This window comes from Nonomuraea corallina (assembly GCF_027620315.1).
In the GTDB taxonomy this organism is placed as follows: domain Bacteria; phylum Actinomycetota; class Actinomycetes; order Streptosporangiales; family Streptosporangiaceae; genus Nonomuraea; species Nonomuraea corallina.
Genome location: NZ_JAPNNL010000002.1, coordinates 15,204 through 36,865 on the forward strand (window position 1 = coordinate 15,204; position 21,662 = coordinate 36,865).

General features: G+C 69.0%; 23 protein-coding genes and 2 tRNA genes. 10 read left to right on the top strand and 15 right to left on the bottom strand.

From position 1 onward, the window contains the following. Positions 1 to 51: 51 nt before the first annotated feature. From OUY22_RS00650 to OUY22_RS00675, 6 genes are all read right to left on the bottom strand, one after another. Positions 52 to 375, bottom strand: a complete 324-nt coding sequence (locus OUY22_RS00650; RefSeq protein ID WP_270152633.1) for a hypothetical protein — start codon at positions 373 to 375, stop codon at positions 52 to 54. Next, a complete protein-coding gene (locus tag OUY22_RS00655) occupies positions 368 to 1,834 on the bottom strand; it encodes an ADP-ribosyltransferase (RefSeq protein ID WP_270152635.1) in 1,467 nt (488 codons plus the stop codon). Before OUY22_RS00655 ends, OUY22_RS00650 begins: the two co-directional genes overlap by 8 nt. 21 nt (positions 1,835 to 1,855) lie before the next feature. Further along, on the bottom strand, positions 1,856 to 2,095 hold the full coding sequence (locus tag OUY22_RS00660; protein WP_270152637.1) for a hypothetical protein: 240 nt from the start codon (positions 2,093 to 2,095) through the stop codon (positions 1,856 to 1,858). Between the two features lie 135 nt (positions 2,096 to 2,230). Continuing rightward, complete coding sequence (locus OUY22_RS00665; protein WP_270152780.1) at positions 2,231 to 3,457, bottom strand: IS701 family transposase; 1,227 nt, start codon at positions 3,455 to 3,457, stop codon at positions 2,231 to 2,233. Between the two features lie 222 nt (positions 3,458 to 3,679). Then, positions 3,680 to 4,339 carry an HAD family hydrolase gene (locus OUY22_RS00670; RefSeq protein ID WP_270152639.1) on the bottom strand — a complete coding sequence of 220 codons (660 nt, stop codon included), beginning with the start codon at positions 4,337 to 4,339 and terminating at the stop codon, positions 3,680 to 3,682. Between the two features lie 220 nt (positions 4,340 to 4,559). Next, positions 4,560 to 4,632: transfer RNA gene (locus OUY22_RS00675), tRNA-Arg, on the bottom strand. 1,189 nt (positions 4,633 to 5,821) lie between these two features. Between OUY22_RS00675 and OUY22_RS00680 the strand changes: the two genes are divergently transcribed. Further along, on the top strand, positions 5,822 to 6,910 hold the full coding sequence (locus OUY22_RS00680) for a D-alanyl-D-alanine carboxypeptidase family protein (RefSeq protein ID WP_270152641.1): 1,089 nt from the start codon (positions 5,822 to 5,824) through the stop codon (positions 6,908 to 6,910). Here the strand turns inward: OUY22_RS00680 and OUY22_RS00685 are convergent. Together OUY22_RS00685 and OUY22_RS00690 are read right to left on the bottom strand one after the other, a co-directional pair. After that, positions 6,907 to 7,473, bottom strand: coding sequence for a CpaB family protein (locus OUY22_RS00685; RefSeq protein ID WP_270152642.1), 567 nt, complete (start codon positions 7,471 to 7,473; stop codon positions 6,907 to 6,909). The two genes, OUY22_RS00680 and OUY22_RS00685, sit on opposite strands and share 4 nt — an antisense overlap. Beyond that, positions 7,470 to 8,276: an S-methyl-5'-thioadenosine phosphorylase gene (locus tag OUY22_RS00690; RefSeq protein ID WP_270152644.1), complete on the bottom strand. Its 807-nt coding sequence runs from the start codon at positions 8,274 to 8,276 to the stop codon at positions 7,470 to 7,472. The genes OUY22_RS00685 and OUY22_RS00690 overlap by 4 nt, the downstream gene beginning before the upstream one ends. Before the next feature lie 143 nt (positions 8,277 to 8,419). Between OUY22_RS00690 and OUY22_RS00695 the strand changes: the two genes are divergently transcribed. Then, the gene (locus OUY22_RS00695) at positions 8,420 to 10,387 is read left to right on the top strand and encodes an MDR family MFS transporter (protein WP_270152646.1); all 1,968 of its coding nucleotides are present in this window, start codon (positions 8,420 to 8,422) and stop codon (positions 10,385 to 10,387) included. Positions 10,388 to 10,582: 195 nt separating this feature from the next. Here the strand turns inward: OUY22_RS00695 and OUY22_RS00700 are convergent, their stop codons facing one another. The 3 genes from OUY22_RS00700 to OUY22_RS00710 all read right to left on the bottom strand — a co-directional run bounded on the left by OUY22_RS00700 (position 10,583) and on the right by OUY22_RS00710 (position 13,066). Then, complete coding sequence (locus tag OUY22_RS00700) at positions 10,583 to 10,897, bottom strand: FmdB family zinc ribbon protein (RefSeq protein WP_270152648.1); 315 nt, start codon at positions 10,895 to 10,897, stop codon at positions 10,583 to 10,585. A 69-nt stretch (positions 10,898 to 10,966) separates the two neighbouring features. Then, on the bottom strand, positions 10,967 to 12,472 hold the full coding sequence (locus OUY22_RS00705; protein WP_270152649.1) for a potassium/proton antiporter: 1,506 nt from the start codon (positions 12,470 to 12,472) through the stop codon (positions 10,967 to 10,969). A 24-nt stretch (positions 12,473 to 12,496) separates the two neighbouring features. After that, positions 12,497 to 13,066: a 5-formyltetrahydrofolate cyclo-ligase gene (locus tag OUY22_RS00710; RefSeq protein WP_270152650.1), complete on the bottom strand. Its 570-nt coding sequence runs from the start codon at positions 13,064 to 13,066 to the stop codon at positions 12,497 to 12,499. Positions 13,067 to 13,091: 25 nt separating this feature from the next. Here OUY22_RS00710 and galU point away from each other — a divergent pair, with 25 nt between their 5' ends. From galU to OUY22_RS00745, 7 genes are all read left to right on the top strand, one after another. Next, complete coding sequence (gene galU / locus OUY22_RS00715; protein ID WP_270152652.1) at positions 13,092 to 13,994, top strand: UTP--glucose-1-phosphate uridylyltransferase GalU; 903 nt, start codon at positions 13,092 to 13,094, stop codon at positions 13,992 to 13,994. Beyond that, a complete protein-coding gene (glp, locus tag OUY22_RS00720; protein WP_270152653.1) occupies positions 13,981 to 15,168 on the top strand; it encodes a molybdotransferase-like divisome protein Glp in 1,188 nt (395 codons plus the stop codon). The genes galU and glp overlap by 14 nt, the downstream gene beginning before the upstream one ends. Next, positions 15,165 to 15,635 (top strand): cyclic pyranopterin monophosphate synthase MoaC, encoded by a 471-nt coding sequence (gene moaC / locus OUY22_RS00725; protein ID WP_270152654.1) that lies wholly within the window; start codon positions 15,165 to 15,167, stop codon positions 15,633 to 15,635. The genes glp and moaC overlap by 4 nt, the downstream gene beginning before the upstream one ends. After that, on the top strand, positions 15,632 to 16,108 hold the full coding sequence (locus tag OUY22_RS00730) for a MogA/MoaB family molybdenum cofactor biosynthesis protein (RefSeq protein ID WP_270152656.1): 477 nt from the start codon (positions 15,632 to 15,634) through the stop codon (positions 16,106 to 16,108). The genes moaC and OUY22_RS00730 overlap by 4 nt, the downstream gene beginning before the upstream one ends. A gap of 68 nt (positions 16,109 to 16,176) precedes the next feature. Then, a complete protein-coding gene (locus tag OUY22_RS00735; RefSeq protein WP_270152658.1) occupies positions 16,177 to 16,800 on the top strand; it encodes a GNAT family N-acetyltransferase in 624 nt (207 codons plus the stop codon). 124 nt (positions 16,801 to 16,924) lie between these two features. Further along, positions 16,925 to 17,488 carry a divisome protein SepX/GlpR gene (sepX, locus tag OUY22_RS00740; protein ID WP_270152660.1) on the top strand — a complete coding sequence of 188 codons (564 nt, stop codon included), beginning with the start codon at positions 16,925 to 16,927 and terminating at the stop codon, positions 17,486 to 17,488. A gap of 50 nt (positions 17,489 to 17,538) precedes the next feature. Next, positions 17,539 to 17,615: transfer RNA gene (locus tag OUY22_RS00745), tRNA-Ala, on the top strand. A gap of 78 nt (positions 17,616 to 17,693) precedes the next feature. On the opposite strand, the gene OUY22_RS00750 is transcribed toward OUY22_RS00745, so the two are convergent. From OUY22_RS00750 to OUY22_RS00760, 3 genes are all read right to left on the bottom strand, one after another. Continuing rightward, positions 17,694 to 17,924 (bottom strand): hypothetical protein, encoded by a 231-nt coding sequence (locus tag OUY22_RS00750; RefSeq protein ID WP_270152662.1) that lies wholly within the window; start codon positions 17,922 to 17,924, stop codon positions 17,694 to 17,696. Between the two features lie 416 nt (positions 17,925 to 18,340). Further along, on the bottom strand, positions 18,341 to 19,330 hold the full coding sequence (locus OUY22_RS00755; protein ID WP_270152664.1) for a hypothetical protein: 990 nt from the start codon (positions 19,328 to 19,330) through the stop codon (positions 18,341 to 18,343). A gap of 4 nt (positions 19,331 to 19,334) precedes the next feature. Further along, positions 19,335 to 19,832: a SigE family RNA polymerase sigma factor gene (locus OUY22_RS00760; protein WP_270152666.1), complete on the bottom strand. Its 498-nt coding sequence runs from the start codon at positions 19,830 to 19,832 to the stop codon at positions 19,335 to 19,337. 447 nt (positions 19,833 to 20,279) lie between these two features. On the opposite strand from OUY22_RS00760, the gene OUY22_RS00765 reads away from it, so the two are divergent. After that, complete coding sequence (locus OUY22_RS00765) at positions 20,280 to 20,504, top strand: MerR family DNA-binding transcriptional regulator (protein WP_270152668.1); 225 nt, start codon at positions 20,280 to 20,282, stop codon at positions 20,502 to 20,504. Positions 20,505 to 20,737: 233 nt separating this feature from the next. Here OUY22_RS00765 and OUY22_RS00770 read toward each other — a convergent pair whose 3' ends face one another. After that, positions 20,738 to 21,391, bottom strand: a complete 654-nt coding sequence (locus tag OUY22_RS00770) for a dihydrofolate reductase family protein (protein ID WP_270152670.1) — start codon at positions 21,389 to 21,391, stop codon at positions 20,738 to 20,740. Between the last annotated feature and the right edge of the window lie 271 nt (positions 21,392 to 21,662).

Here is a 21,662-nt window from a genome sequence, read left to right on the forward strand (position 1 = left end):
TACGGTTTACCGCTTCGCCGATCGCTACCTTTGCCGGCTTGCCACTGCACATCAATGCTTGACTCGCAACTCGAATTCTGGCGCGAACAGGGCAGGGTCGAAGAGCTCACCGGCAGGAACTCCTGCCTTGTAGGCGTCTGCAAGGATCCGGCGAATGCGCCCCCCTGCTTGTGCCAGTTCCGGTGTGGCGTTCTCGGCTCGAGTGAAGCCCGCAGCCTGGCGCCCGTCGCTCCATACGTGCCCGAGCAGTTGACCGCGCTGATCGTGGACCGCAGCCTCCCGCACGGGGCCGGTGGCCTTAAAATCGTAGGAGTCGTTCTCGGAGGCGAACATGGGAATGACATCGTGAAATCGGGGATTCTGATTGTCAGTCATCGATGGGTCCTTTCCACCCTACGTCAGCGTCCATGGATGGCTTGGCCTGCCAGTCGGGCGGTTTGGTCCACCCCTTCGGCACCACATCCGCTTCCATGTACCACTGGCCGTCCTTACGGTACACAGCCCGCACGATATACGAGGTGTCGCGGCGTAGGAGAATCTCTCGTTCATTGTGCAGTTTGGTGATGGGGAACATGTTGATCGCTTCGTGCCCCTTGGGGACCCGAAACATCATGCGGAGATCCCCATCGAAGCCGGCTCGCCGCCCCACGCTCACACTCATGTATCCTGCTTCGGTGATCACTCGACCTTCCAGCGCCTCCATCTCTCTGGCTGATTTGGTATCAACATTCAACGCCTCCAGGTAACCTTTTCCTACGCCCCGGTGCAGGACAATGTCCGACGGCAGACGTGTAGACCTAGCGATCCCCCGATCCATGGCGGCGATCTGGTCGGTGACAGCGGGAGACCAGGCAATGCCGGGATCGGTGGCTTTGGCGCGCAGGAAACGGTTTATCCCCTTGTGACCGTTGCCGCCGTAGAACGCTAGGGCGTGAAACTCGTTAGGGAGCAGATCCGGTAAAGGCATGTTGTCCCGAGCCCAGGCGCGTCCCTCGGCGTTACTGGTGTGCCGTAAGGCATTGTCCAGAGGGTTCGCGCCCGCCACCGTCGGTTTACTCTTCGAGGCACCGGGCGTGCCGTCCTCCGCCGAGAGACGCTCCGTGGGACGCGAGCCCGAAGTTGAGGGCTTGGGCCTTATCACGCTCTTGGCCGCCTTGCCCAACGCTCCGGCCGCCCGGGTGGTGCCTGAGACCGCCGTGCTCGCGCCGCCCGATCCGAGGGCCGCCAGGATGTCCGGGATGAGACGGCCGAAGGCCCGGTCGGGGTTGGATACCCAGGTGTCCCAGTCCACCGCCGACTTGACGAACCCGAGCGGATCCTGAACGCCTGCGATGAGTGTTCGGGCGACGTCGCCGGCGTCGCGTTCCCACCCCATGTAGTCGAAGATGATGCGATTGGGGGTGTACTTCAGCACCGTCTCGCCTGCCCCGGCCACGCCCTCGACGGCGCCCTTGGCGAGTTCGATGACCGGGTCGCCGGAGTTCAGGTTCGGGTCGAAGGTGGCTTGAAGCTGCTGGCCCAGGCGATCCCAGAAGCCTCCTGTGACGGGAAGTACCGCGCCGGGGGCGAGTAACGCCTCATCGACCATGACGGGCTTGCCGTTACCGAACAGCTCCGGCTTGTCGAGCTCCATCCGTTCCAGGAGCACTAATCGCCGGTTGATCTCCGGGCCTTGCTGCCCGGCCCACGCGGCTACCTGGCGGATCTTGTTGGCGGGGAGCGGGGATAACCAGGCCCCGCGGAGCAGCTCCCACAACTCGTCGCCGATGGAGCCCAGCGAGGTCTCGGCGGTGTGCATCGCCGCCTTCAGCGCCCGGACGCCCTCGGGGACCATGCCTTCGAGTCCGCCCACGGCTCAGCCGGGGCTGTCGCCCGGGGTACGGGCGAGCAGCGCTCGAAGTTCGTTCACCGTCTCCGTGCAAGCGCTGAGCAGGACCTGGCGCTGACCGGCGAGCTCCTGACCGAAGCGCTGCGCGGCCGGCCCGGTCCAGATGTTCTGCGCCATCAGGGCCAACGCGCGATCGAGGCTGGTCTTGGCCTCGTCGGTGAGTTGCTCTGCTCGGCGTAACGCCTGTTCCACTTGTTCCCGGGTCATGCGCGGCTCCCTCGGGCGCGGTGATCGGGCACGAGATCGAGGTGTGACGCCATTGGACTGTGGCTCAGGAGCCGGAGCAACCGAATCGTCGGGATTGGTCTGATAGCCGCCTAATACTCCAGTGACATTTTGCGATCATGGTTCGGATCTGCGCTGGTAGTGGCAGTACCGGGCCGTGGCCTGGTGGCGTCGGCGCCAGCGTGACCAGTGCAGAACGTTAGCGATGGAGCGATGCTGGACCAGCACGAGGGTCGCGAGCAGCCGGCGGATCTCGGGCAGGGTCAGCGGAATCTGGTCGTGATCGCTGGGTGGCTGGGCGGCGGCGATGGCCGCCAGCAGGGCCAGGGCGAGCATGGCCAGGGTGATGTGCCGGTGCCAGGCCGTCCAATCGCGTACTTGGTAGTGGTCCAGGCCGACCTGACCCTTGGCGGCTTGGAAGGACTCCTCGACCGCCCACCGAACCCCGGCGATCTTGACCAGGGCCATCAGCGGCTGCCGGACAGGCGCGTAGCAGCGGTAGAACGCCAACTCGCCGGTGGTCAGGTTGCGGCGGATCAGCAGCCACCGATACCCGGAGGGCTCGCTCTGGTCGATGCGGGCCCAGGCCCAGGCATACCAGCGCGGGCCCTTGGCGCCCTGCCCGGCGCGGTAGCGATGCCAGTGCCGGTCGGCCACGCGCGCGGCGACCTCGGCCGCGCTCACCTGCACACCCTCGAGGTCGACCCGCCGGTTGCCCGCGATCGCCAGCACGTACCCCATCCGGCGCTCCTCCAGGGCGGCGCGCAGGTGCGGGTCCTGGCCGTAGACCTCATCGCCGGTCACCCAATGGGCGGGCACGCCGGCCTCCAGGGCGGCCAGCACCATGGCGGTGGCCAGGGCCGGCTTGGTGGCGAAGGCCGTCTCGCCGGGGACGCCGGCCGCCTGACAGCGGCCGGGATCGGCCAGCCAGGTGTGCTCGGGCAGGTAGAGCCGCCGGTCCAGCAGCGCCCGCCCCGCTGGGGTGGCGTAGGCGAGGAACACCCCGATCTGGCAGTTCTCGATCCGGCCCGCCGTGCCGCTGTATTGCCGCTGTACCCCGGCCGAGCCGGCTCCTTTCTTGACGAACCCCGTCTCATCCACGACCAGCACGCCGTGGGGGCCGAGCCGGTCGACAACGAAGTCCCGGACGTCATCGCGGACGGCGTCGGCGTCCCAGCGGGCGGTGCGCAGCAGCCGCTGCAACGTCTGAGGACCGGCCAGTCCGGCGTGCTCGGCCAGGTTCCAGCAGTTCTTGCGGTCGAGGTCGGCCAGCAGCCCGCGCACGTACGCACCGGCGGCGCGACGGGGTTCGACGCGGCCGAACCGGCCGGCGATCCGGGCCATCAGCTCGTTGAAGGTGACCATCCAGCCGTCAGGGTCTACGCTGTGGTCCGCGGCCACCGCATGATCTTTGGTTGTCTTCACAAACTCCGAATGATCTCGCGGTGGCCGTCGCCATGTGACCCCAACGCCTCAAGATCGCGAAGTGTCACTGGAGTACTAATTGCGAGCGTGAATTTTGAGAGCCTCCCAGCCGAACCAGCGAAGTGGCGTAAGGGCCATCGGTTATCTCGCCGTGTACGTCCCACGCATGATGGCTATTGCTTCTGTGGCATCGGCAACCACGTGGTCGGCCTGGTGTGCGTGACCTGGCCACGTTCCTCGATCGATCCAGATCGTACGAAGGCCGGCGGTCCGCGCTCCTTCGATGTCGGAGACGAGGTGGTCGCCGACCATCCACCCACCCGTGGCGAGGTCGGTACCGCACCGCCGAGCGGCGATCTCGAACAGGCCGGTCTCGGGTTTTCTGATGCCCTCGACTCCCGACACCGCGTAGCCGTCGACGGCGTTGGCCAGGCCGGTTCGCCGGAGTTTGCCGAGTTGGTTGTCGGCCATACCGTTGGTGACGATCCCCACCCGCCATCCGGCGGCGCGTAGGTCGGCTAAGCCGGCCAGGACGCCCGGGTAGCACTGCACGAGGTGGGGCATCCGTCGGCGGTAGGAGGCCCACAACTCGTCGACCGGGTCCGGCAGCCCGAAGTGCTCCCGTACCTTGCCGAAGAAGACCTCCCGATGCGTGTAGCCGTCTCGATCCAGGGAGACGAGCCAGGCAACGCCTTCGGATCTCAATCGTCGTTGCTCGGCGAACTCCTCGGCCCACCGGAGGAACGCTGCATCAAGGTCTATGAGCGTTCTATCGAGGTCGAAGAGTGCGAGGCGTTGCACGATGACGATCTTAGGGCGGGTGTCCTTGCGGCGACAGCCTGCCTTCGCTATGCGCGGTTGACCTCGGGAAATGCCTACAAGATCATCCCCCGTATATCCCCAGAGCTCTGTCTTATGGCTGCGTATGGGTGCCCTGGGCGGCCTACGGAGGATCAAGAAAGCAAAAGACCTGCGGCTGAGAAACCGCAGGTCAACGGGTGAAAACCTTGGTCGAAGAGAGTGCCCCCGGCAGGATTCGAACCTGCGGCACCCGCTTTAGGAGAGCGGTGCTCTATCCCCTGAGCTACGGAGGCGGACAGACCAAGCCTAGCGAAAGTCCGGTGCTCCGTGTGCCACCTGACCCCCCTGACTTGCGGGAGTGCGGGTTATGGGTGGTGTGAGCTGCGGTAAAGGCCTGGCAAGCGATCACTGTGGTTGATGGGCGGCGTGGATACCGTCCCTGGTGTGGATGCGAGGCGACGGAGGCAGGCGCGGCGGCGGCCGGTGGTGTTGTTCGCGGCGCTGCTGGCGCCGGCGATCTTCGCTGGGGGGTTGCTGGTGGCGGACGTGGGGCGGTACGAGCAGGGGGGCGAGCGGCGGGAGGCCGAGGCGGGGGAGAGGCTGGTCGGGTTCGGGCCTGTGGCCGTGCCTGTGCCGACTCATCCGGTACGGGCGTTCGCGGCGCGAGTGCCGCCGCGGGTGGTCGCCGCTCCGGTCGCCGCAGTGGCGCCGGTGGTGACGGCTGTGGTGGCGCCTCGCGTTCAGCCTCGCTTTCAGTCCCGGGCTCAGCCTCGTGTTCAGCCCCGGGCTCAGTCTCGCGTTCAGCCTCGTGTTCAGCGTCGGGCTCGGACGCGGGATGACGAGGTGAGGGAGCCGGCGCGGATTGAGTCGCCGGATGCGGAGGGGTGTCCTGAGGAGTGGAAGGACACGTGGCTATGGGAGAAGTGCCAGGAGCACCAGCGGAAGGTCGCGGCTGGTTCCGTACCCCGTGATTGACTGGTGCGGCGGCTGGGGCGGAACCCGAGCATTCCCGGGAGTCCCTGAGCGCCGGGATTGCCCGCGGTCCTGGGCGCCTCCGGTCTCGGCGTCGAGGGTGTCGACGGGAGGATTCCCCGCAGAGATTGCCGTCCCGAAGTTCCACCGGTCGGCGGTAACAGGCTTCGTGGCTTCGCGAGGCCGAGGTCTCGGGGCGCCGCCGTGTCAGAGGCTCCGCTCGTGGTTCCGCCGCTGCTCTGTGGAGCGGTACGTCGGCGTACTGGATCATTGTTGCCCGAATCTTGCCTGGCGCAGAACCGGGGGGCCGTCGGCTGCGTACTGACAGACGAGGGCAGTGGGCGGCTAGGAGGGGCAAAAGCGTCGTTCGTGTCATAACGGCTCTCCAGAGTTCGGTCCGGGCACTCGGAGGGCTGTAGTAACGTGCGTGCCGGACCCGCGTCACGAGTTTGCAAAGCGGAGGAGTCGAACGTGCCAGCCCCTCGGTCAGCAGGTCTGATCGCGGTTGTCATGACGATGGCCTCCCTGGCGAGCGTGCCGGTGGCCGGGCACGCTCAGGCCGCCGAGCAGACCGGGCAGCGGGCCCAGCGGGCGGTCACCCAGGCCACCTCCGGCGCCGGCGCGGAAACCGGGGATCCCAAGAACCTCACCGAGCTGCGCAAGGAAGCGCAGCGTTCCGCTCAGGAGCTTGAGGACGCGACCAGGGCGCTGGAGAAGCGCCGCAGCGAGTTCGCCGGCGCCGAGAAGGAGCTCAAGGAGAAGCTGCGCGCCCTTGAGGTGGCCGAGCGGCAGCTCGCGCAGGTGCGGCAGCCGGTGTCGCGGCTCGCCGAGATGCTCTACCAGCAGCCGGTGGGCGCCGACGGGGCGGCGTCGTTCATGGCGGGCGACTCCGACAGCGACACTCTGCGGACGTTGGCCATGGTCAACCACATGGTCACCGTCCGCCAGCATGCCGTGGAGGAGACGAGCACGCTGACCCTGCACACTCAGCGGCTCGCCGCCGAGGCGCAGGAGATGCGGGCGGCGAACCTGCTGGCCGAGGCGCAGATGGCGGCCGAGATCGACCTGCTGAGGAAGAAGTCCGACAAGGTCGTCAAGTCGCTGACCCAGGCGCTGGTGAAGCTCGGCATCAAGATCGACAAGGTGGAGAAGGCGGCGCTCGGGTGCAACCCGCTGCGGGCCGCGACGGCCAACGACTATCCGAACGGGCTGATCCCGACGAGCATGCTCTGCCCGTTGCAGCAGAAGGGGCACAGCCTGCGGGCGGACGCGGCCATCGCGTTCGTCAGCTTGAACGAGGCCTACCGCAGGCAGTTCGGCAGGCCCATCTGCGTGACCGACGCGTACCGGAACCTGGCGGAGCAGCAGTCGATCTACTACCGGCGGCCGGGGTTCGCGGCCGTCCCGGGCAAGAGCAATCACGGGCTGGGGCTGGCCGTCGACCTGTGCGGCGGGGTGGAGAGGTTCAGGTCGGCGGAGTTCAACTGGCTGGAGAAGTACGGGAAGAAGTACGGGTGGTACCACCCGGACTGGGCCTACAGGAGCCCGTTCGAGCCGTGGCACTGGGAGTACGATCCCAAGATCGACTCGGTGGTCTAGGCGGGTTTGATGGTGATGGACAGGTGGCCCGAGGCCTGGGCGCCTGCCAGGGCCTCCGCCTGGGTCAGGGTGGTGGCCAGCACGACGAGGGCGCCGTGGTCGTCCTCGGCCGCCGGGATGGTCAGCACGGTCACGTCGTCGGCCACGAGGGAGGCGGCCTGGGCGTCGCCGGCGGCGAGGACGCCGATGCGGGAGCCGGGGGAGATCAGGCTCACCGTGTCGGGGTCGGAGACGCGTACGGGAGTGGCGACCATGCCCGGAGGCAGGCGCAGCTGGTCGAGCAGGCGGGCGTCGGTGAGCGGCTCGCCGCGGCGCATGGGCGCGGCGAGGACCCGGCCGGTGCCGCCCGTGCGGAGAGCGCCGTCGGGCGGGTCGGGCATGGGCGCGGAGCGCAGGTCGCCGGGGCGGAGCACGCCGGGGGACAGGTCGCGGGCGGCGACCAGCACGGCGGGGCCCGCGGGCGGGCGCAGCGCGAGATAGCCGCACAGGACGCCGAGCGCGGCCAGGACGGCGGCGATGAGGCGGCGGCGCCGCTCCCACCGCCGCAGCCAGGCGCGGATCATGGGAGCTCGAAGGGGAGGGTGATGCCGTCGAGCGCCGATCCGCAGGAGCATGTGCGCTCCTCCGGCAGGGACTGGACGGTGTCGGCCACGAGGGTGCGCATGCGGGCGACGTTGCGGGCGAAGAACGCGAGCACCTCTTCATGGGTGACGCCGTCGCCGGACTCCACGCCGGCGTCGAGGTCGGTCACCAGTGACAGCGAGGTGTAGCAGAGGGCCAGCTCGCGGGCCAGCACCGCCTCGGGGAAGCCGGTCATGCCGACGATGGTCCAGCCGTTGCGCTGGAACCACTGGGACTCGGCCCGGGTGGAGAAGCGGGGGCCCTCGATGACCACGAGGGTGCCGCCGTCGGTGGTCGGCCACTCGCCGGCGCGGGCGGCGGCCACCGCGACCTCGCGGCCCGAGGGGCAGTAGGGGTCGGAGAAGGAGACGTGGACCGCGCCGCCGTCGTCGTAATAGGTCTGGACGCGGCCTGAGGTGCGGTCGACGAGCTGGTCGGGGACCACGATCGCGCCGGGGCCGAGCTCGGGCTTCAGCGAGCCGACCGCGCTGGGGGCGAGCACCTGGCGGACGCCGAGGGAGCGCAGCGCCCACAGGTTGGCGCGGTAGGGGATGCGGTGAGGGGGGAACCGGTGGTCTCGGCCGTGGCGGGGGATGAAGGCCACCGGACGCGAGCCGATCCGGCCCACCGTGACGACGTCGCTGGGCGGGCCGTACGGGGTGGAGACCTCCACCTCCTCCGCCTCGTCGAGCAGGGAGTAGAAGCCGGAGCCGCCGAGGACGCCGATGTCTGCGCGAATGACCATGGCGCCGAGAGTAGCGGGCGGGTGGAGGGGGGAGGCGGGGGTGTAACGGGTTCTGTGGACGAGGGGCTGGGGAGGGGCTGGGGCTGTGGATGAAGCCTGGCCACCCGGTGTGATCGAGGCGGTACGGAGCGTACGATCGACGCATGCGGCAACGGGACGTCGGGCTGATCATCATCGCGCTCATGCTCGGCATGCTGCTGGCCGCGCTCGACCAGACCATCGTGTCCACGGCGCTGCCCACGATCGTCGGCGACCTGGGCGGGCTGGACCACCTGTCGTGGGTGGTGACGGCCTACATCCTCGCCTCGACGGTGTCCACGCCGCTGTGGGGCAAGCTGGGCGACCAGTACGGGCGCAAGCGGCTGTTCATCAGCGCCATCGTCATCTTCCTGACCGGCTCGGCGCTGTGCGGGCTCAGCGGGAGCATGGGGGAGCTGATCGCCTTCCGCGCCCTGCAGGGGCTCGGCGGCGGCGGGCTGATGGTGCTGGCCCAGGCCGTCGTGGGCGACGTCGTCTCGGCCCGCGACCGGGGAAGATACCAGGGCTACTTCGGCGGCGTCTTCGCCGTGGCGAGCATCGTCGGGCCGCTGCTGGGCGGTCTGTTCGTGGACCAGCTCTCGTGGCACTGGGTCTTCTACGTCAACCTGCCGCTCGGCGTCATCGCGCTGCTGGTGATCACCTCGGTGCTGCCCTCCGACCGCTCCCGCACCCGCCACACCGTCGACTACGCGGGCGTGGTGCTGCTCGGCGGCGCCACCTCGTGCCTGGTGCTGATGGCCAGCTGGGGTGGCACCATCTACCCGTGGGCCAGTCCGGTGATCGTCGGGCTCGCGGTGGCGTCGGTCGCGCTGCTGGCGGGGTGGGTCGTGGCCGAACGGCGGGCGCGCGAGCCGGTGCTGCCTCTGGAGTTGTTCAGGAACCGGGCGTTCGCGATGTCGTCGGCCGTGGGGTTCGTGGTCGGGTTCACGTTGTTCGGCGCGCTCACGTACCTGCCTCTCTACCTGCAAGTGGTGCACGGGGTGAGCGCCACGCTGTCGGGCGTCTACCTGCTGCCGATGATGGCCGGCACGCTGACGCTGTCGATCGTGAGCGGGCGGATCATCTCGAGGACCGGCAAATACCGCGTCCTGCCGATCACGGGCACGGGGATCGCGACCGTCGGCATGTTCCTCCTGTCCACGCTCGACCAGACGAGCAGCATGCTCACGCTGGGGCTCTACCTGCTGGTCTTCGGGGTGGGCATCGGCATGGTCATGCAGGTGCTGGTGATCGTGGTGCAGAACGCGGTCGCGTTCAAGGATCTGGGGGTGGCCACGTCGGGGGCCACGTTCTTCCGGTCGATCGGCGGCTCGTTCGGGGTGGCGGTGCTCGGGGCGGTGTTCACCGGGCGGCTCGCCCAGGACGTGCGCGAGGTGCTCGCCAGGACGCCGCTGCCGCCCGGGTTCGATCCCGCCGGGGTGCAGCGGGACCCCACCACGATCCAGCGGTTGCCGCCCGGCGTCGCGGCCGAGTTCCTCCAGGTGTACGCCGACTCGATCGCGCTGGTGTTCCGGGTGGCGGCGCCGATCATGCTGGTGGCGTTCCTGTTCTCCTGGTTCATCCCCGAGTACCGGCTCAGGGAGACGACGAAGGCGACCGACCTGGGTGAAGGGCTGGGCGCGACGTCCGCGGAGCGGTCCTCGCTGGAGGAGGTGGAGCGCGGCCTGGTCCGGCTGGCCGACGCCGACCTGCGCAGGGGCTACTACGCGAAGCTGGGCGATCTGGCGGGGCTGGAGGGCATGCGGCCGGAAGGAGTGTGGATCATCGCCCGGCTGGGCGGCAAGGGCTGGGTCTCGGCCGCCGGGCTGGCGGGGCGGGCGCATGTCAGCAGGGAGCGGGGCAGGCCGTACGCGGACCAGCTCGTCGTCGACGGGTTCCTGGAGCGTTCGCCGGACGGGGAGATGCTGCGGCTCACCGAGAGGGGGCAGGAGGCCGCGCTGCGGTTGCTGCGCATCTCACGTGAGGCGTTGAGCCGGCTGATCGCCGACTGGGGGCCGCATCCGCAGCTGGAGCAGTTGCTCGATCGGGTCGCGCCGGAGTTGCTCGGGGCGGCGGCTGACCGGCCGCGGTAGGTGTTCGGGGCGACGGCTGACCGGCCGCGGTAGGTGTTCGGGGCGGTGGTTGGCCGGGTCGGGGCTCGGTTGGGGCGGTCGGCGGCGGGTGCCTGAGGGTCGGGTCGCGAGGCGCACGTCGGCTTCACGCGATGCGGGTGGCCGGGGCGGAGGGTCGGTCGTCGCGGTCGACCACCCGGGCGTGCGGCAGGTGCGCTAGTTGGACGCGGCGGCGGGGGCGGGCGCCGACTCGGCGGACTTGCCGGCCGGCTTGCCGGCCGACGTCGACTCGGACGCCGACGACGAGCTGTCGGACTTGGAGGAAGATGACGAGGACGAGGACGAGCTCGACGACGAGCGGTTGTCGGTCTTGTAGAAGCCCGACCCCTTGAACACGATCCCGACCGCCGAGAACACCTTGCGCAGGCTGCCCTCACACGCGGGGCACACGGTCAACGCGTCGTCACTGAACTTCTGAACGACCTCGAGCTGCTCACCGCAGTCGTTGCAGGCGTACTGGTAGGTCGGCACGCGCTCCTCCTTACAAGCTTTGGCACTCGGGCCTTGCGACTGCTAATGGTAACCGATGTGGTCAAACGGCTATTCCAAACCCCGTTCCCCGTACCATCCGGCCAGCTTGCCGCGGCGGCTGACGGCGCGTAACCGGTGTTCGACCTGCTCACGGGTGGCGGCGGTGGTGACGACGAGGAGCTGGTCGTCGGCCCTGATGCGGGTGGTCTCGCCGGGCACGAACGATCGGCCCTCGCGTACGACCAGGGTGACCTGGGCGTCGCGCGGCAGCCGCAGCTCGAAGATCTCCACGCCGTGCAGCTGCGACCCGGGCGGCACGGTGACCTGGAGCAGGTCGGCGTTCAGTTCTTCCAGGGGGGCGGCTTCCACGTCGAGTTCGTGCGCCTCGCCGGGGGCGCTCACCTTGAGCACGCGGGCCGCCCAGGGCAGGGTCGGCCCCTGGAGCAGGGTGAACACGATGACGATCACGAACACTTCGTTGAAGATGGTCTTGGAGCCCTCCACCCCGGCGGCCCACGGGATCGTGGCCAGCACGATCGGGATGGCGCCGCGCAGCCCGGCCCACGACAGGAAGACCTGCTCCCGCCAGGTCACCCAGCCCTGCCCGAGCAGCCGCCCGAGTGACGCGCTGACCAGGACCGACAGCGGCCGCGCCACCACCACCATGATCGTTCCGGCGATGAGTCCCGGCACGATCGCCGAGGGCATCTCCTTCGGGCTGGCCAGCAGGCCCAGCATCACGAACAGCCCGATCTGCGCGAGCCATGCGGTCCCCTCCGCGAATCCCCTGGTGGTGGCCCGGTGCGGCAGTTTCGAGTTGCCCAGGATGAGCGCGGTCAAGTAGATCGCGAGGAAGCCGGAGCCGTGCAGGAGGGCCCCGCCCGCGTACGAGACGAGGGTGAGCGCCAGCACGGCGATGGGGTACAGGCCCGAGACGGGCAGCGCGATGCGGCGCAGCGCGTACGCGCCCGCCGGGCCGATCGCCAGGCCCACGGCCGCGCCGATGGCGAGCTCGCTCCCGGTTTCCAGGAGGAACGAGCCGAGGCTGGGCATGTGCTGGGCGGCGCCGCTGAGGAGCACGACCGCGAGGACCGTCGGGGCGTCGTTGAACCCCGACTCCGCCTCCAGGATCCCCGCGAGTCTGGGCGGCAGGGGAAGCCGTCGCAGGACCGAGAAGACCGCGGCCGCGTCCGTCGGCGCGAGCACCGCCCCGAGGATGAGGGCGGTGATGGTGTCGACGCCGAGCAGGAGCTTGACCGGGATGGCCACGGCCAGGATGCTGACCGCGACCCCTACCGTGGCGAGGATCAGCGCGAGCGGCACGGACCGGCGGACGTGGCTCCAGTTGGTGGTCAGGCCTCCCTCGGCGAGGATCACCGCCAGCGCGAGGAAGCCGATGTCCTTGGCGAGGTTCGGGTCGGAGAACGGGATGCCGAACCCCGCCTCGCCCAGGACCAGCCCGAACCCGAGGAAGACCAGCAGGCTGGGCAGGCCGCTGCGATGCGCGACGCGTACCGAGACGATGGCGGCGATGACGATGACGGCGCCCACGAGGAGCAGGACATCAAGCGTCATTCGCACCCCTCTAGTCACATATGTCTAGCTAAGTTTAATGAGCCCCGAAGGGGTGATCGCAAAGCCGACCGGGCGGTCATGCGGCTCCGCGGGCACGTCGTCCCGCAGTTCGCCCTCGTGCAGCGGCGCGACGACGGGCACGTTCGGCCCGACCCGGGCCAGCGCCCGGTCGAACGAGCCGCCGCCGCGGCCCAGCCGCACCCCGGTGCGCCGGTCCACCGCCAGCGCGGGCGTGATGACCAGCGCGGCCGTCCGGATCGCGTCGACGCCGCGCCGCGTGTCGACCGGCTCCATCAGCCCGAACCGGCCCGGCGCCAAGGTGTCCGGTCCGTCGTACACCGCCCAGTCGAGGTCGTCGTCCTCGCGCAGGACCGGCAGCATCACGGTCGCGCCGTGCTTCCACAGCGCGAACACCAGCCCGTGCGTGTCCGGCTCTGAGCCGACCGACCAGTAGCAGGCCACCAGCCCGGCCATCTGCACCCACGGCTGGTCGAGGAGGGTCTCGCGGACCTTGACGGCGTTCGAGCGGAGTTGCTCGGGGGTGAGCGAGTCGCGCGCCGCGAGCAGCTCACGACGCAGGTGCAGCTTGTCCACAGGTACCTCCATTAGGGTCATGGGCATGGCTGACTTCGACCCTGTGACGAAAGCCGTGGTGCCCGCCGCGGGTCTGGGCACCCGGTTCCTTCCGGCGACCAAGGCGACACCCAAGGAGATGTTGCCCATCGTCGACAAGCCCGCCATCCAGTATGTCGTCGAGGAGGCGGCCTCCGCTGGCCTGCTCGACGTGCTGATGGTCACCGGCAAGAACAAACGGTCGATCGAGGATCATTTCGATCGCGCGTACGAGCTGGAGGACGTGCTGGAGGCCAAGGGCGACGAACATCGGTTGTCCCAGGTCCGCGAGCCCGCCTCACTGGCGACCCTGCACTACGTGCGCCAGGGCGAGCCCAAGGGGCTCGGCCACGCGGTCCTCTGCGCCAAGCAGCACGTCGGCGACCACCCGTTCGCCTGCCTGCTCGGCGATGACCTCATCGACCAGCGCGACCCGCTGCTGCAGCGCATGATCGAGGTGCGCAAGACGTTCGGCGGCAGCGTCATCGCGCTGATGGAGGTACCCAGAGAGCAGGTCTCGCTGTACGGGGTGGCGACCATCGAGGCGACCGGCGAGGACGACGTCGTCAAGGTCGTCGACCTCGTGGAGAAGCCCTCGGTGGAGGAGGCCCCCTCCAACTGGGCGATCATCGGGCGCTACGTGCTCGACCCCGAGGTGTTCACCGTGCTGGAGAACACCCCGCCCGGCCGCGGCGACGAGATCCAGCTCACCGACGCGCTGCGCACCCTCGCCGGCCGCGAGACCGACGCGGGCGGGCCGGTCCACGGCGTGCTGTTCCGCGGCCGCCGCTACGACACCGGCGACAAGCTCGACTATCTGCGCACCGTCGTGAGGTTCGCGGCGGACCGGCCCGACCTGGCGCCGGACTTCCTGCCCTGGTTGCGAGAGTTCCTCGATGAAGTCGGTTGACGCACACCTGGCCGACATCCTCGCCACGGTGCGCCCCCTCGCCCCGCTGGAGCTGGAGCTCGAACAGGCACTCGGCGCCACACTCGCCGAGGAGATCACCTCCCCGGTCCCGCTGCCGCCGTTCGACAACTCCGCCATGGACGGATATGCCGTACGAGCGATCGACATCGCGGACGTCCCGGTCACGCTGCCCGTGATCGACGACGTGGCCGCCGGGGCCGACGGGCTGCGCGCCGTCGGCCCCGGCCACGCCGTCCGCATCATGACCGGCGGCCCGCTGCCCGCGGGCGCCGACACCGTCGTGCCCGTCGAGTGGACCGACGGCGGCACCGTCTCGGTCCGCATCGACCGCACCGCCGCCGAAGGCAACGCCATCCGCCTGGCCGGCGAGGACGTCAGGGCCGGCGCGGTCGTACTCAAACCCGGCACCGTCATCGGCCCAGCCCAGCTCGGCATCATCGCCGGCGTCGGCCGCCGCCGCGTCCTGGCCCGGCCGCGGCCGCGCGTCGCGGTGCTCGCCACCGGCGCCGAACTGGTCGAGCCGGGCCAGCCGCTCGGCCACGGCCAGATCTGGGACTCCAACAGTTTCACGCTGACCGCCGCCGCCCGTTCCGCCGGCGCCGACGGCTTCCGGGCACCCACCGTGGGCGACGACCCGGCCGTGTTCCTGGAACGCCTCGACGCCCAGCTCCTGCGCGCCGACGTGGTGGTCACCAGCGGCGGCGTGTCCATGGGCGCGTACGAGCCGGTCAAGGAAGCCCTCAGCCCGCTCGGCACCGTACGCTTCGAGAAGGTCGCCATGCAGCCGGGCATGCCCCAGGGGTTCGGCACCGTCGGCGACGACCAGGTGCCGATCTTCGCGCTGCCGGGCAACCCCGTCTCGTCGTTCGTCTCGTTCACGCTCTTCGTCCGGCCGGCGCTCGACCAGATGCGCGGACTGACCGCCGGGCCGCCCGCGACCGTCACCGCGCGCACCACCGCGCCGCTGCGCTCCCCGGCGGGCAAACGGTCGTACCTGCGTGGGATGCTCGGCTCCGACGGCTCCGTGGCGCCCGTGCACGGCCAGGGATCACACCAGCTCGCCGCCCTGGCCGCCGCGAACGCGCTCATCATCGTGCCGGAGGACGTGACCGAGGTGCCTACGGGCGAGCAGGTGGAGGTGATCAGGCTGTGAGCGAGTTGACGCACATCGACGAGAGCGGCGCCGCGCGCATGGTGGACGTGTCCGCCAAGGACGTCAGCGCCCGCACCGCGACGGCCACCGGCCGGGTGCTGCTGTCCCCCGAGGTGGTGGCGCTGCTGCGGTCCGGCGAGGTGCCCAAGGGCGACGCGCTCGGGGTGGCCCGCATCGCCGGCATCATGGGCGCCAAGCGGACGCCCGACCTCATCCCGCTCTGCCACCCCATCGCCCTCCACGGGGTCAAGGTGACGCTGGACGTGGCCGACTGGGGGGTGACGATCACCGCCCGGGTCAAGACCGCCGACCGCACCGGCGTGGAGATGGAGGCGCTCACGGCGGTGTCGACGGCGGCGCTGGCGCTGTTCGACATGGTCAAGGCGGCCGACCCGGCCGCGGTGATCACCGACCTCCGGGTCGAGGAGAAGACGGGCGGCAAGACCGGCGAGTGGCGGCGGCCATGATCAGGGCGCTGGTGGTGACCGTGTCCAACCGGGCCTCCGCCGGGGTCTACGCCGACACCTCGGGCCCCCTGCTGGTCTCCCTCCTCACCGAGGCCGGCTGCACCGTCGAGGGCCCCGTCGTCGTCCCCGACGGCGAGCCCGTCGAGGCCGCCCTGCGCGACGGCGTCGCCCAGGAGTACGACGTGATCGTGACGACCGGCGGCACCGGCCTCACCCCCACCGACCTCACCCCCGAGATGACCGCCCGCGTGATCACCCGCGAAATCCCCGGCATCGCCGAGACCATCCGCGCCGCCAACCGCGACCAGGTGCCCACCGCCATCCTCTCCCGCGGTCTCGCCGGCCAGGCCGGACACACCCTGATCGTCAACCTGCCCGGCTCCCGCGGCGGCGTCCGCGACGGCGTCGCCGTGCTCGCGCCCGTCCTCAGGCACGCCGTCGACCAGATCCGAGGCGGCGACCACCCCCGCTGACCCACTCGTGCCATCCGCAGCAGCCGACCCCGTGGCGGCAGCGCGCCCGTTAGGGGGATGATGAGCCTGTGGATCGACTACGCGGCTGGCCTGCGACGCTGACCGAGGGCCCGGTGTGCCTCAGGCCGCTCCGGCTGAGCGACGTACGCGTCTGGCGCGACACCCGGGTGCGCAACGCCGACTGGCTGCGCCCCTGGGAACCCAGCAACCCCGAGACCCCTCTCTTCCGCACCGGGCTCGGCCCGTACCTCGCCATGGTCGGCACCCTGCGCCGCGAGGCCCGGCAGGGCGTCGCCCTGCCCTGGGTGATCACCTACCGTGGCCGCTTCGCCGGGCAGCTCACCGTCGGCGCCATCGTCTGGGGCTCGGCCCGCTCCGCCCAGGTCGGCTACTGGATCGACGGCGCGCTCGCCGGCCGCGGCATCACCCCGACCGCCCTCGCCATGGCCGTCGACCACTGCTTCTTCACCACCGGCCTGCACCGGATCGAGGCGAACATCCGCCCCGAGAACCACGCCAGCCGTAGAGTGGTTGAGAAACTCGGGTTCCGGGAAGAAGGCATTCGACGTCGCCAACTCCACATCGACGGAGCCTGGCGCGACCACATCTGCTACGCGCTGACCGCGGAAGACGTCCCCGGCGGCCTGCTCGTACAGTGGCGTCGCGCTCGTTCCTCCGTGGAAGAGGTTTGACGATCTCGCGACACACCGCATCGAATGCTCGTCAATCAGTGACACGCGGTCTTACGGTGCGTGACGTGAGCACAATGAGAGCGCCCGACGCCGACAGGCGCTTTCGTGCTGCCCGGAGGTGCCCATGAGCGGCGCCCTGCTCTACCTCGCCATCGTCGTCATGTGGCTCTGCGTGCTGGTGCCCATGTGGCTGCGCCGCGACAAGTCCAACCTGGCGGAGCTGGCCGAACTCGAAGAGCACTACACCGGCGAACACCAGCTCCCCGACCTCACCACCGCGCCCGACGAGGAGCCGGTGGAGGTCGAACGCGTCGACCCGCGCCAGTTCCGCGTCCGGCGCCGGGCGATCATCGTAGCGCGCCGCCGGCGGTTGCTGTTCTTCACGGTCCTGCTGGTGCTGGCCTCGGTGATCACAGCCGCGGTACGGATGATGCCCTGGTGGGGCGTCGCCCCGTCAGGCGCCGTCATGCTGCTCTACCTCGTGTTCCTGCGCATCGCCGTCAAGGTCGACCGCGAACGCCGCCAGCGCGCCCTCCAGGCCCGCCGGCGCGCCCGCCGCCTCCGCGCCCGCCGTCGCGCCGAGGAACTGGCGGCTCGGGAGGCGGAGGTCATCGAGTTCACCGGGGCCCAAGGGGACGTCCTCTTCGACCAGTACGCCGAACCGCCTCGGCGAGCGGTGGGGGACTGAATACTGTGGCGCGAGGACTGCCGGGAGTTTGCTAATCTGGTCGAGGTCTTGGGGATGTAGCGCAGTCCGGTAGCGCACTTCGTTCGCATCGAAGGGGTCAGGGGTTCGAATCCCCTCATCTCCACCAGGGGTCGTTCTTGAAACGGCTGGACTGAAGTTGACGGGATCCCGTCTGATCATCGAGATCAGGCGGGATCTTGTCGTTTCAGGAGTTTCGGAATCGGGTTCGTCCTGGTTTGGGAGCCGCGGAGCAGGTGTGCGGGAAGACCCGGGTGGTGTCAGGGTCGTCTTCGGCCTGCAACTTGGCCAAGGTTCGCCGGACCGCCAGTCGCTCCAGCCGCTCCGCGGCCTCGGCGATCTTCTCGCGCCACGCCACGACCTCTTGCTGCGCCTGGGCTTCCTCGTCGTCCCGGCCGCTCAACCAGCTGAGCGACACTCGTCTACTCGAATCGTGATGGCACCATCGCCCCCCTCGGGCTCGATGACCCAGTGTCTTACCGCACTCCGGCTCACTCACTCACTCACCGAATAGTTGCAAATCCACACTAACTACGCATCAGGCACATACCGGCCTGCTTTGATGGCGCCGTGATCAAGCAAAGAAGGCACTCGATGGAAGCCGTTGACATTCGCTAGGCCTTCGGGCGTTCGCGACCGTCGGAACCTTCCTCGAGCTTCACCTGGTAGCTCGTGCGCACGTCTACTGCGCCGGTGACTGCAGTTGCGTCGTCCGGTAGGCATAGCTCCTCACCCCGGGCAGCCCCGGCAGCCTCGCCACCACCGTCACCGGCTGACGACGCTGGTGCCGTCCATGCCTCTGAGCCGGTTACCGCGTGGCACGATCACGCCCCGTCATAGGTCGCCGTCATAAACGGCCACTGTCAGCGTTCCCGGGCGCCGCAGGTACTCGGGGATGGACGTCTCCAGCCGGACCCTGATCGTTGTCGTCTTTTCACTGCGCGGCCGTTTGCCCATGTCGAGGTACCCGGCCCCCGCAGAGCAGTCGGTGGAGCTCTTGACCAGGCGCCCGTTCACCCACAGCTTTTGGCTGAGCCGCTCGGCGAGGCCGTCCCCGCAGTAGGTGACGATGGCCAGGCCGCGGCCCCTGTTCGGCACGGTGAGCGTTACCTCACGGGTGCTGGGCCAGGTGGTGCTGCCCTTGGCGACCAGGCTGAAGTTCTTCCCCATCTTCGCGGGCGGCTCGACCGGGGGCGAGGCGGTCCTCATCGTGGCCGGCGGCGTCCACTCGTACACGCCGAACCGCCATTTCCCCGGAGGCGTGCCCCCAGGGAAGGGCTTGACGGTGACTCTCACCGTCCGCGTCCCGGCGGGGAAGGGCTGCATGTCGACCGCTTTGCCCCGCTCGCACGAGTTCATCAGAAAGGGCACCGGTGACAGCGTGAAGTTCTTGTTCAGGCCCGGCACCCGTGCAGTGACATGCGGTGGCGCCGCTTTGGGGGACGGGCAGTCAGGCAGGATGGCTACCGGCTTGCCGCTCACCTTCACCTGGAACGTCTTCGATTGCTCGCGCGACGGGTCGAAGGTCGCTGTGGCGAGCCTGCGGTAGACGGTGCCATCGGACTCCTCGTACTGGATCGGGAGCTTCTCGGTCACTTTCGCAGTGATCGGCTGATCGACTTGCTCCGGCCCGCGCAGGCTGACAACCGTTCCCGCGGCGACGACCGCGACGGCGGCGGTGACAGCGACAGTGACGGCCGACAACCGGCGCCGCCGAGCGCCGCGCGTCCTGGCTCGCAGTGAGTGCCATGGGATCGGGCGGTGGAGCGCGGGGCGGCTGCGCTCGTCCAGCAGGTCGCGGAGTTCTCCCTGGTCGATATGCATGGCGCTATCCCCTCCTGTCGTACGAGAACGACTCGTCCACTCGAAGCCTGGCCAGCGCCCTGCTCGCCTGGCTCTTAACCGTCCCGACGCTGCAGCCAAGCGTCGAAGCGGTCTGGGCCTCGGTCATGTCCTCGAAATACCGCAGCACAACGACGGCCCGTTGCCGGGCAGGCAAGCGGCCGAGTGCCTGCCAGACCAGTTCGCGATCGTCGGCCTGTCCCATATGGTCGGCCGTCTGCTCCTGGTCAGGCGGCGACCCGCTGGTCAGCTCGGCCTGTCTCCAGCGGCGCCGCCACCAGGAGACGTGCAGGTTCACAATGATCTTGCGGACGTACGCCTCACGCACGTCGCCCAGGCGCGGCCAGGCCTGCCACGCCTTCAGCAGCGCCGTCTGCACCAGGTCCTCGGCTGCTCCCCAGTCACGGGTGAGCAGGTAGGCGGTGCGGAGCAGGCGGTGCCACGACGCCTCGACGAACGCGTCGTACTCCGATCTATCCGCCATGTACGGTCCTTCCTCAGGCGACAGTCACCCGTCCTTACGCCGTCGGAAGAACAGAAGGTTGCTCAGGCTCAAGAAGCTGTCTTCCTTCACTCTTCTGCAGTTAATGATCGTTCTCAGCACCAACGGCTGCCCGCTGGCTGGAACAGGCACATCCATCCATAACGGTCCGCCCCGGAAGCTCGGCTGGGAAACGATCACATGCAGCTTGGGAAGCGATCTTGGCCAGGGCATCATCGTCACTCCTCAACCACACTCGTGAACGCCCCACAACCAGGGGCCGTTCTTGAGTTAGCTCAAGAACGGTTGACGAGATCCCGTCCGATCGCTTGATCGGGCGGGATCTCGTCGTTTCGAGAGCTAGTGGCCGCCGGGCGGGCCGATGTCGGCTCGTGCGGAGGTCGTGGCGGGCTTGACCTTGTCGCAAGGGCAGGGGTTTTACTGTTCGCCATGTTGCTGATAGGCGAAATCGCCAAGCTCGCGGGCGTGACTCCGCGGACCGTTCGTCACTATCACCGGATCGGGCTGCTTGCCGAGCCGGAGCGTACCGCCGGCGGTTATCGAAGCTACGGCATGAGCGCGTTGAGCCGCCTGCTACAGATCCGCAAGTTGGCCGCGCTCGGCATGGGACTCGGTGAGGTCGCCGATGCCCTGGCGGAGACAGGCGTCAAATGAGGCGATCTTCGTTGCCCACGTACGAGTGTGCGGCCGGGTGTACTGGCCCGAGATCGCCGGCATCGGCTCGTCCAGAGAGGCCCGCTCGCGCATCTTCCCTCATGTGGACAAGCTGCGACCCGCACGCAGCGGCTCCCCCCATGCCCGGAAACAACGCTTCACCGGCGGCAACGGTCCTCGCGGAGGAATTAGACCGAGAATCGATCACGACAAACCACGCGGTGCATCCAGGCTCATCGGCGGACGCGGTAGCGAATATGGGTGGCCTCCGGTGTGTCGATCACCCGGATGACCTCCAGTTCGATCTCGGACGGCAGGGTGTCGAAGAGGCGACGGCCGCGGCCGAGCAGCACGGGAACCTGGTGGATCTGGATCTCATCCAGCACCCCGGCCTCGAGTGCCCGCTGCCCGGTGTAGCCGCCGACCACGTGGACGTGCCGCTCGCCGGCAGCGGCCTTCGCCTGGGCCATCGCGCTTTCGATCCCGTCTGTCACGTACGTCACCAGGGGGTAACTCCAGCGTGCCGGTGGGCCGGGTGGCCGGTGGCTGGGCACGAAGATCGGGAGACCGTTGTGGTCACCGCCCCAGTGGTCCATGAGTTCGGCGGTCCGCCGTCCCGCCACGACGGCCCCGCAGGCGTTCATCTCGTCTATCAGTTCCTTGACCGGTCCGGACAGCTCGATGAATTCACCGCCGGGGGCGAACCAGTTGTGCAGCCGATGACCGTCCTCGCCGCCGAGGAAATCGTCGGCGGTGGCGACGTACCCGTCGAGGGACACTGACATGTCGAGCACCGATGAGGGCATGAGTCCTGCTCCTATGCCGTTGACGGCGCGGTTTGCCGCGCCCAGATACCTGTGTCTCAGTACACGGTGTGCCACAGACACGGTTGCCACGTTAGACGAGTGCAGCGTCACTTCGATTTCTGGCACCCCACCGCTGTGCGACGAAGTGGTTCGGGAGGTGCTGCGGTTCCCCTCCTGGTACGGCGGCCGCCATTTGCTGTGTGAGCTGGGACGACGTGATGCTGGGCCGGCGTGAGTTTCTGGCGGGATCCCCGCAGACGTACCATCAGGTCACGTGCATCCTGATCCATTACAGCCACTCCTGCCTCGCTGCGCGAGCCCTGCTGTTGCTTTTCGCTCTGATTGTGGCCCT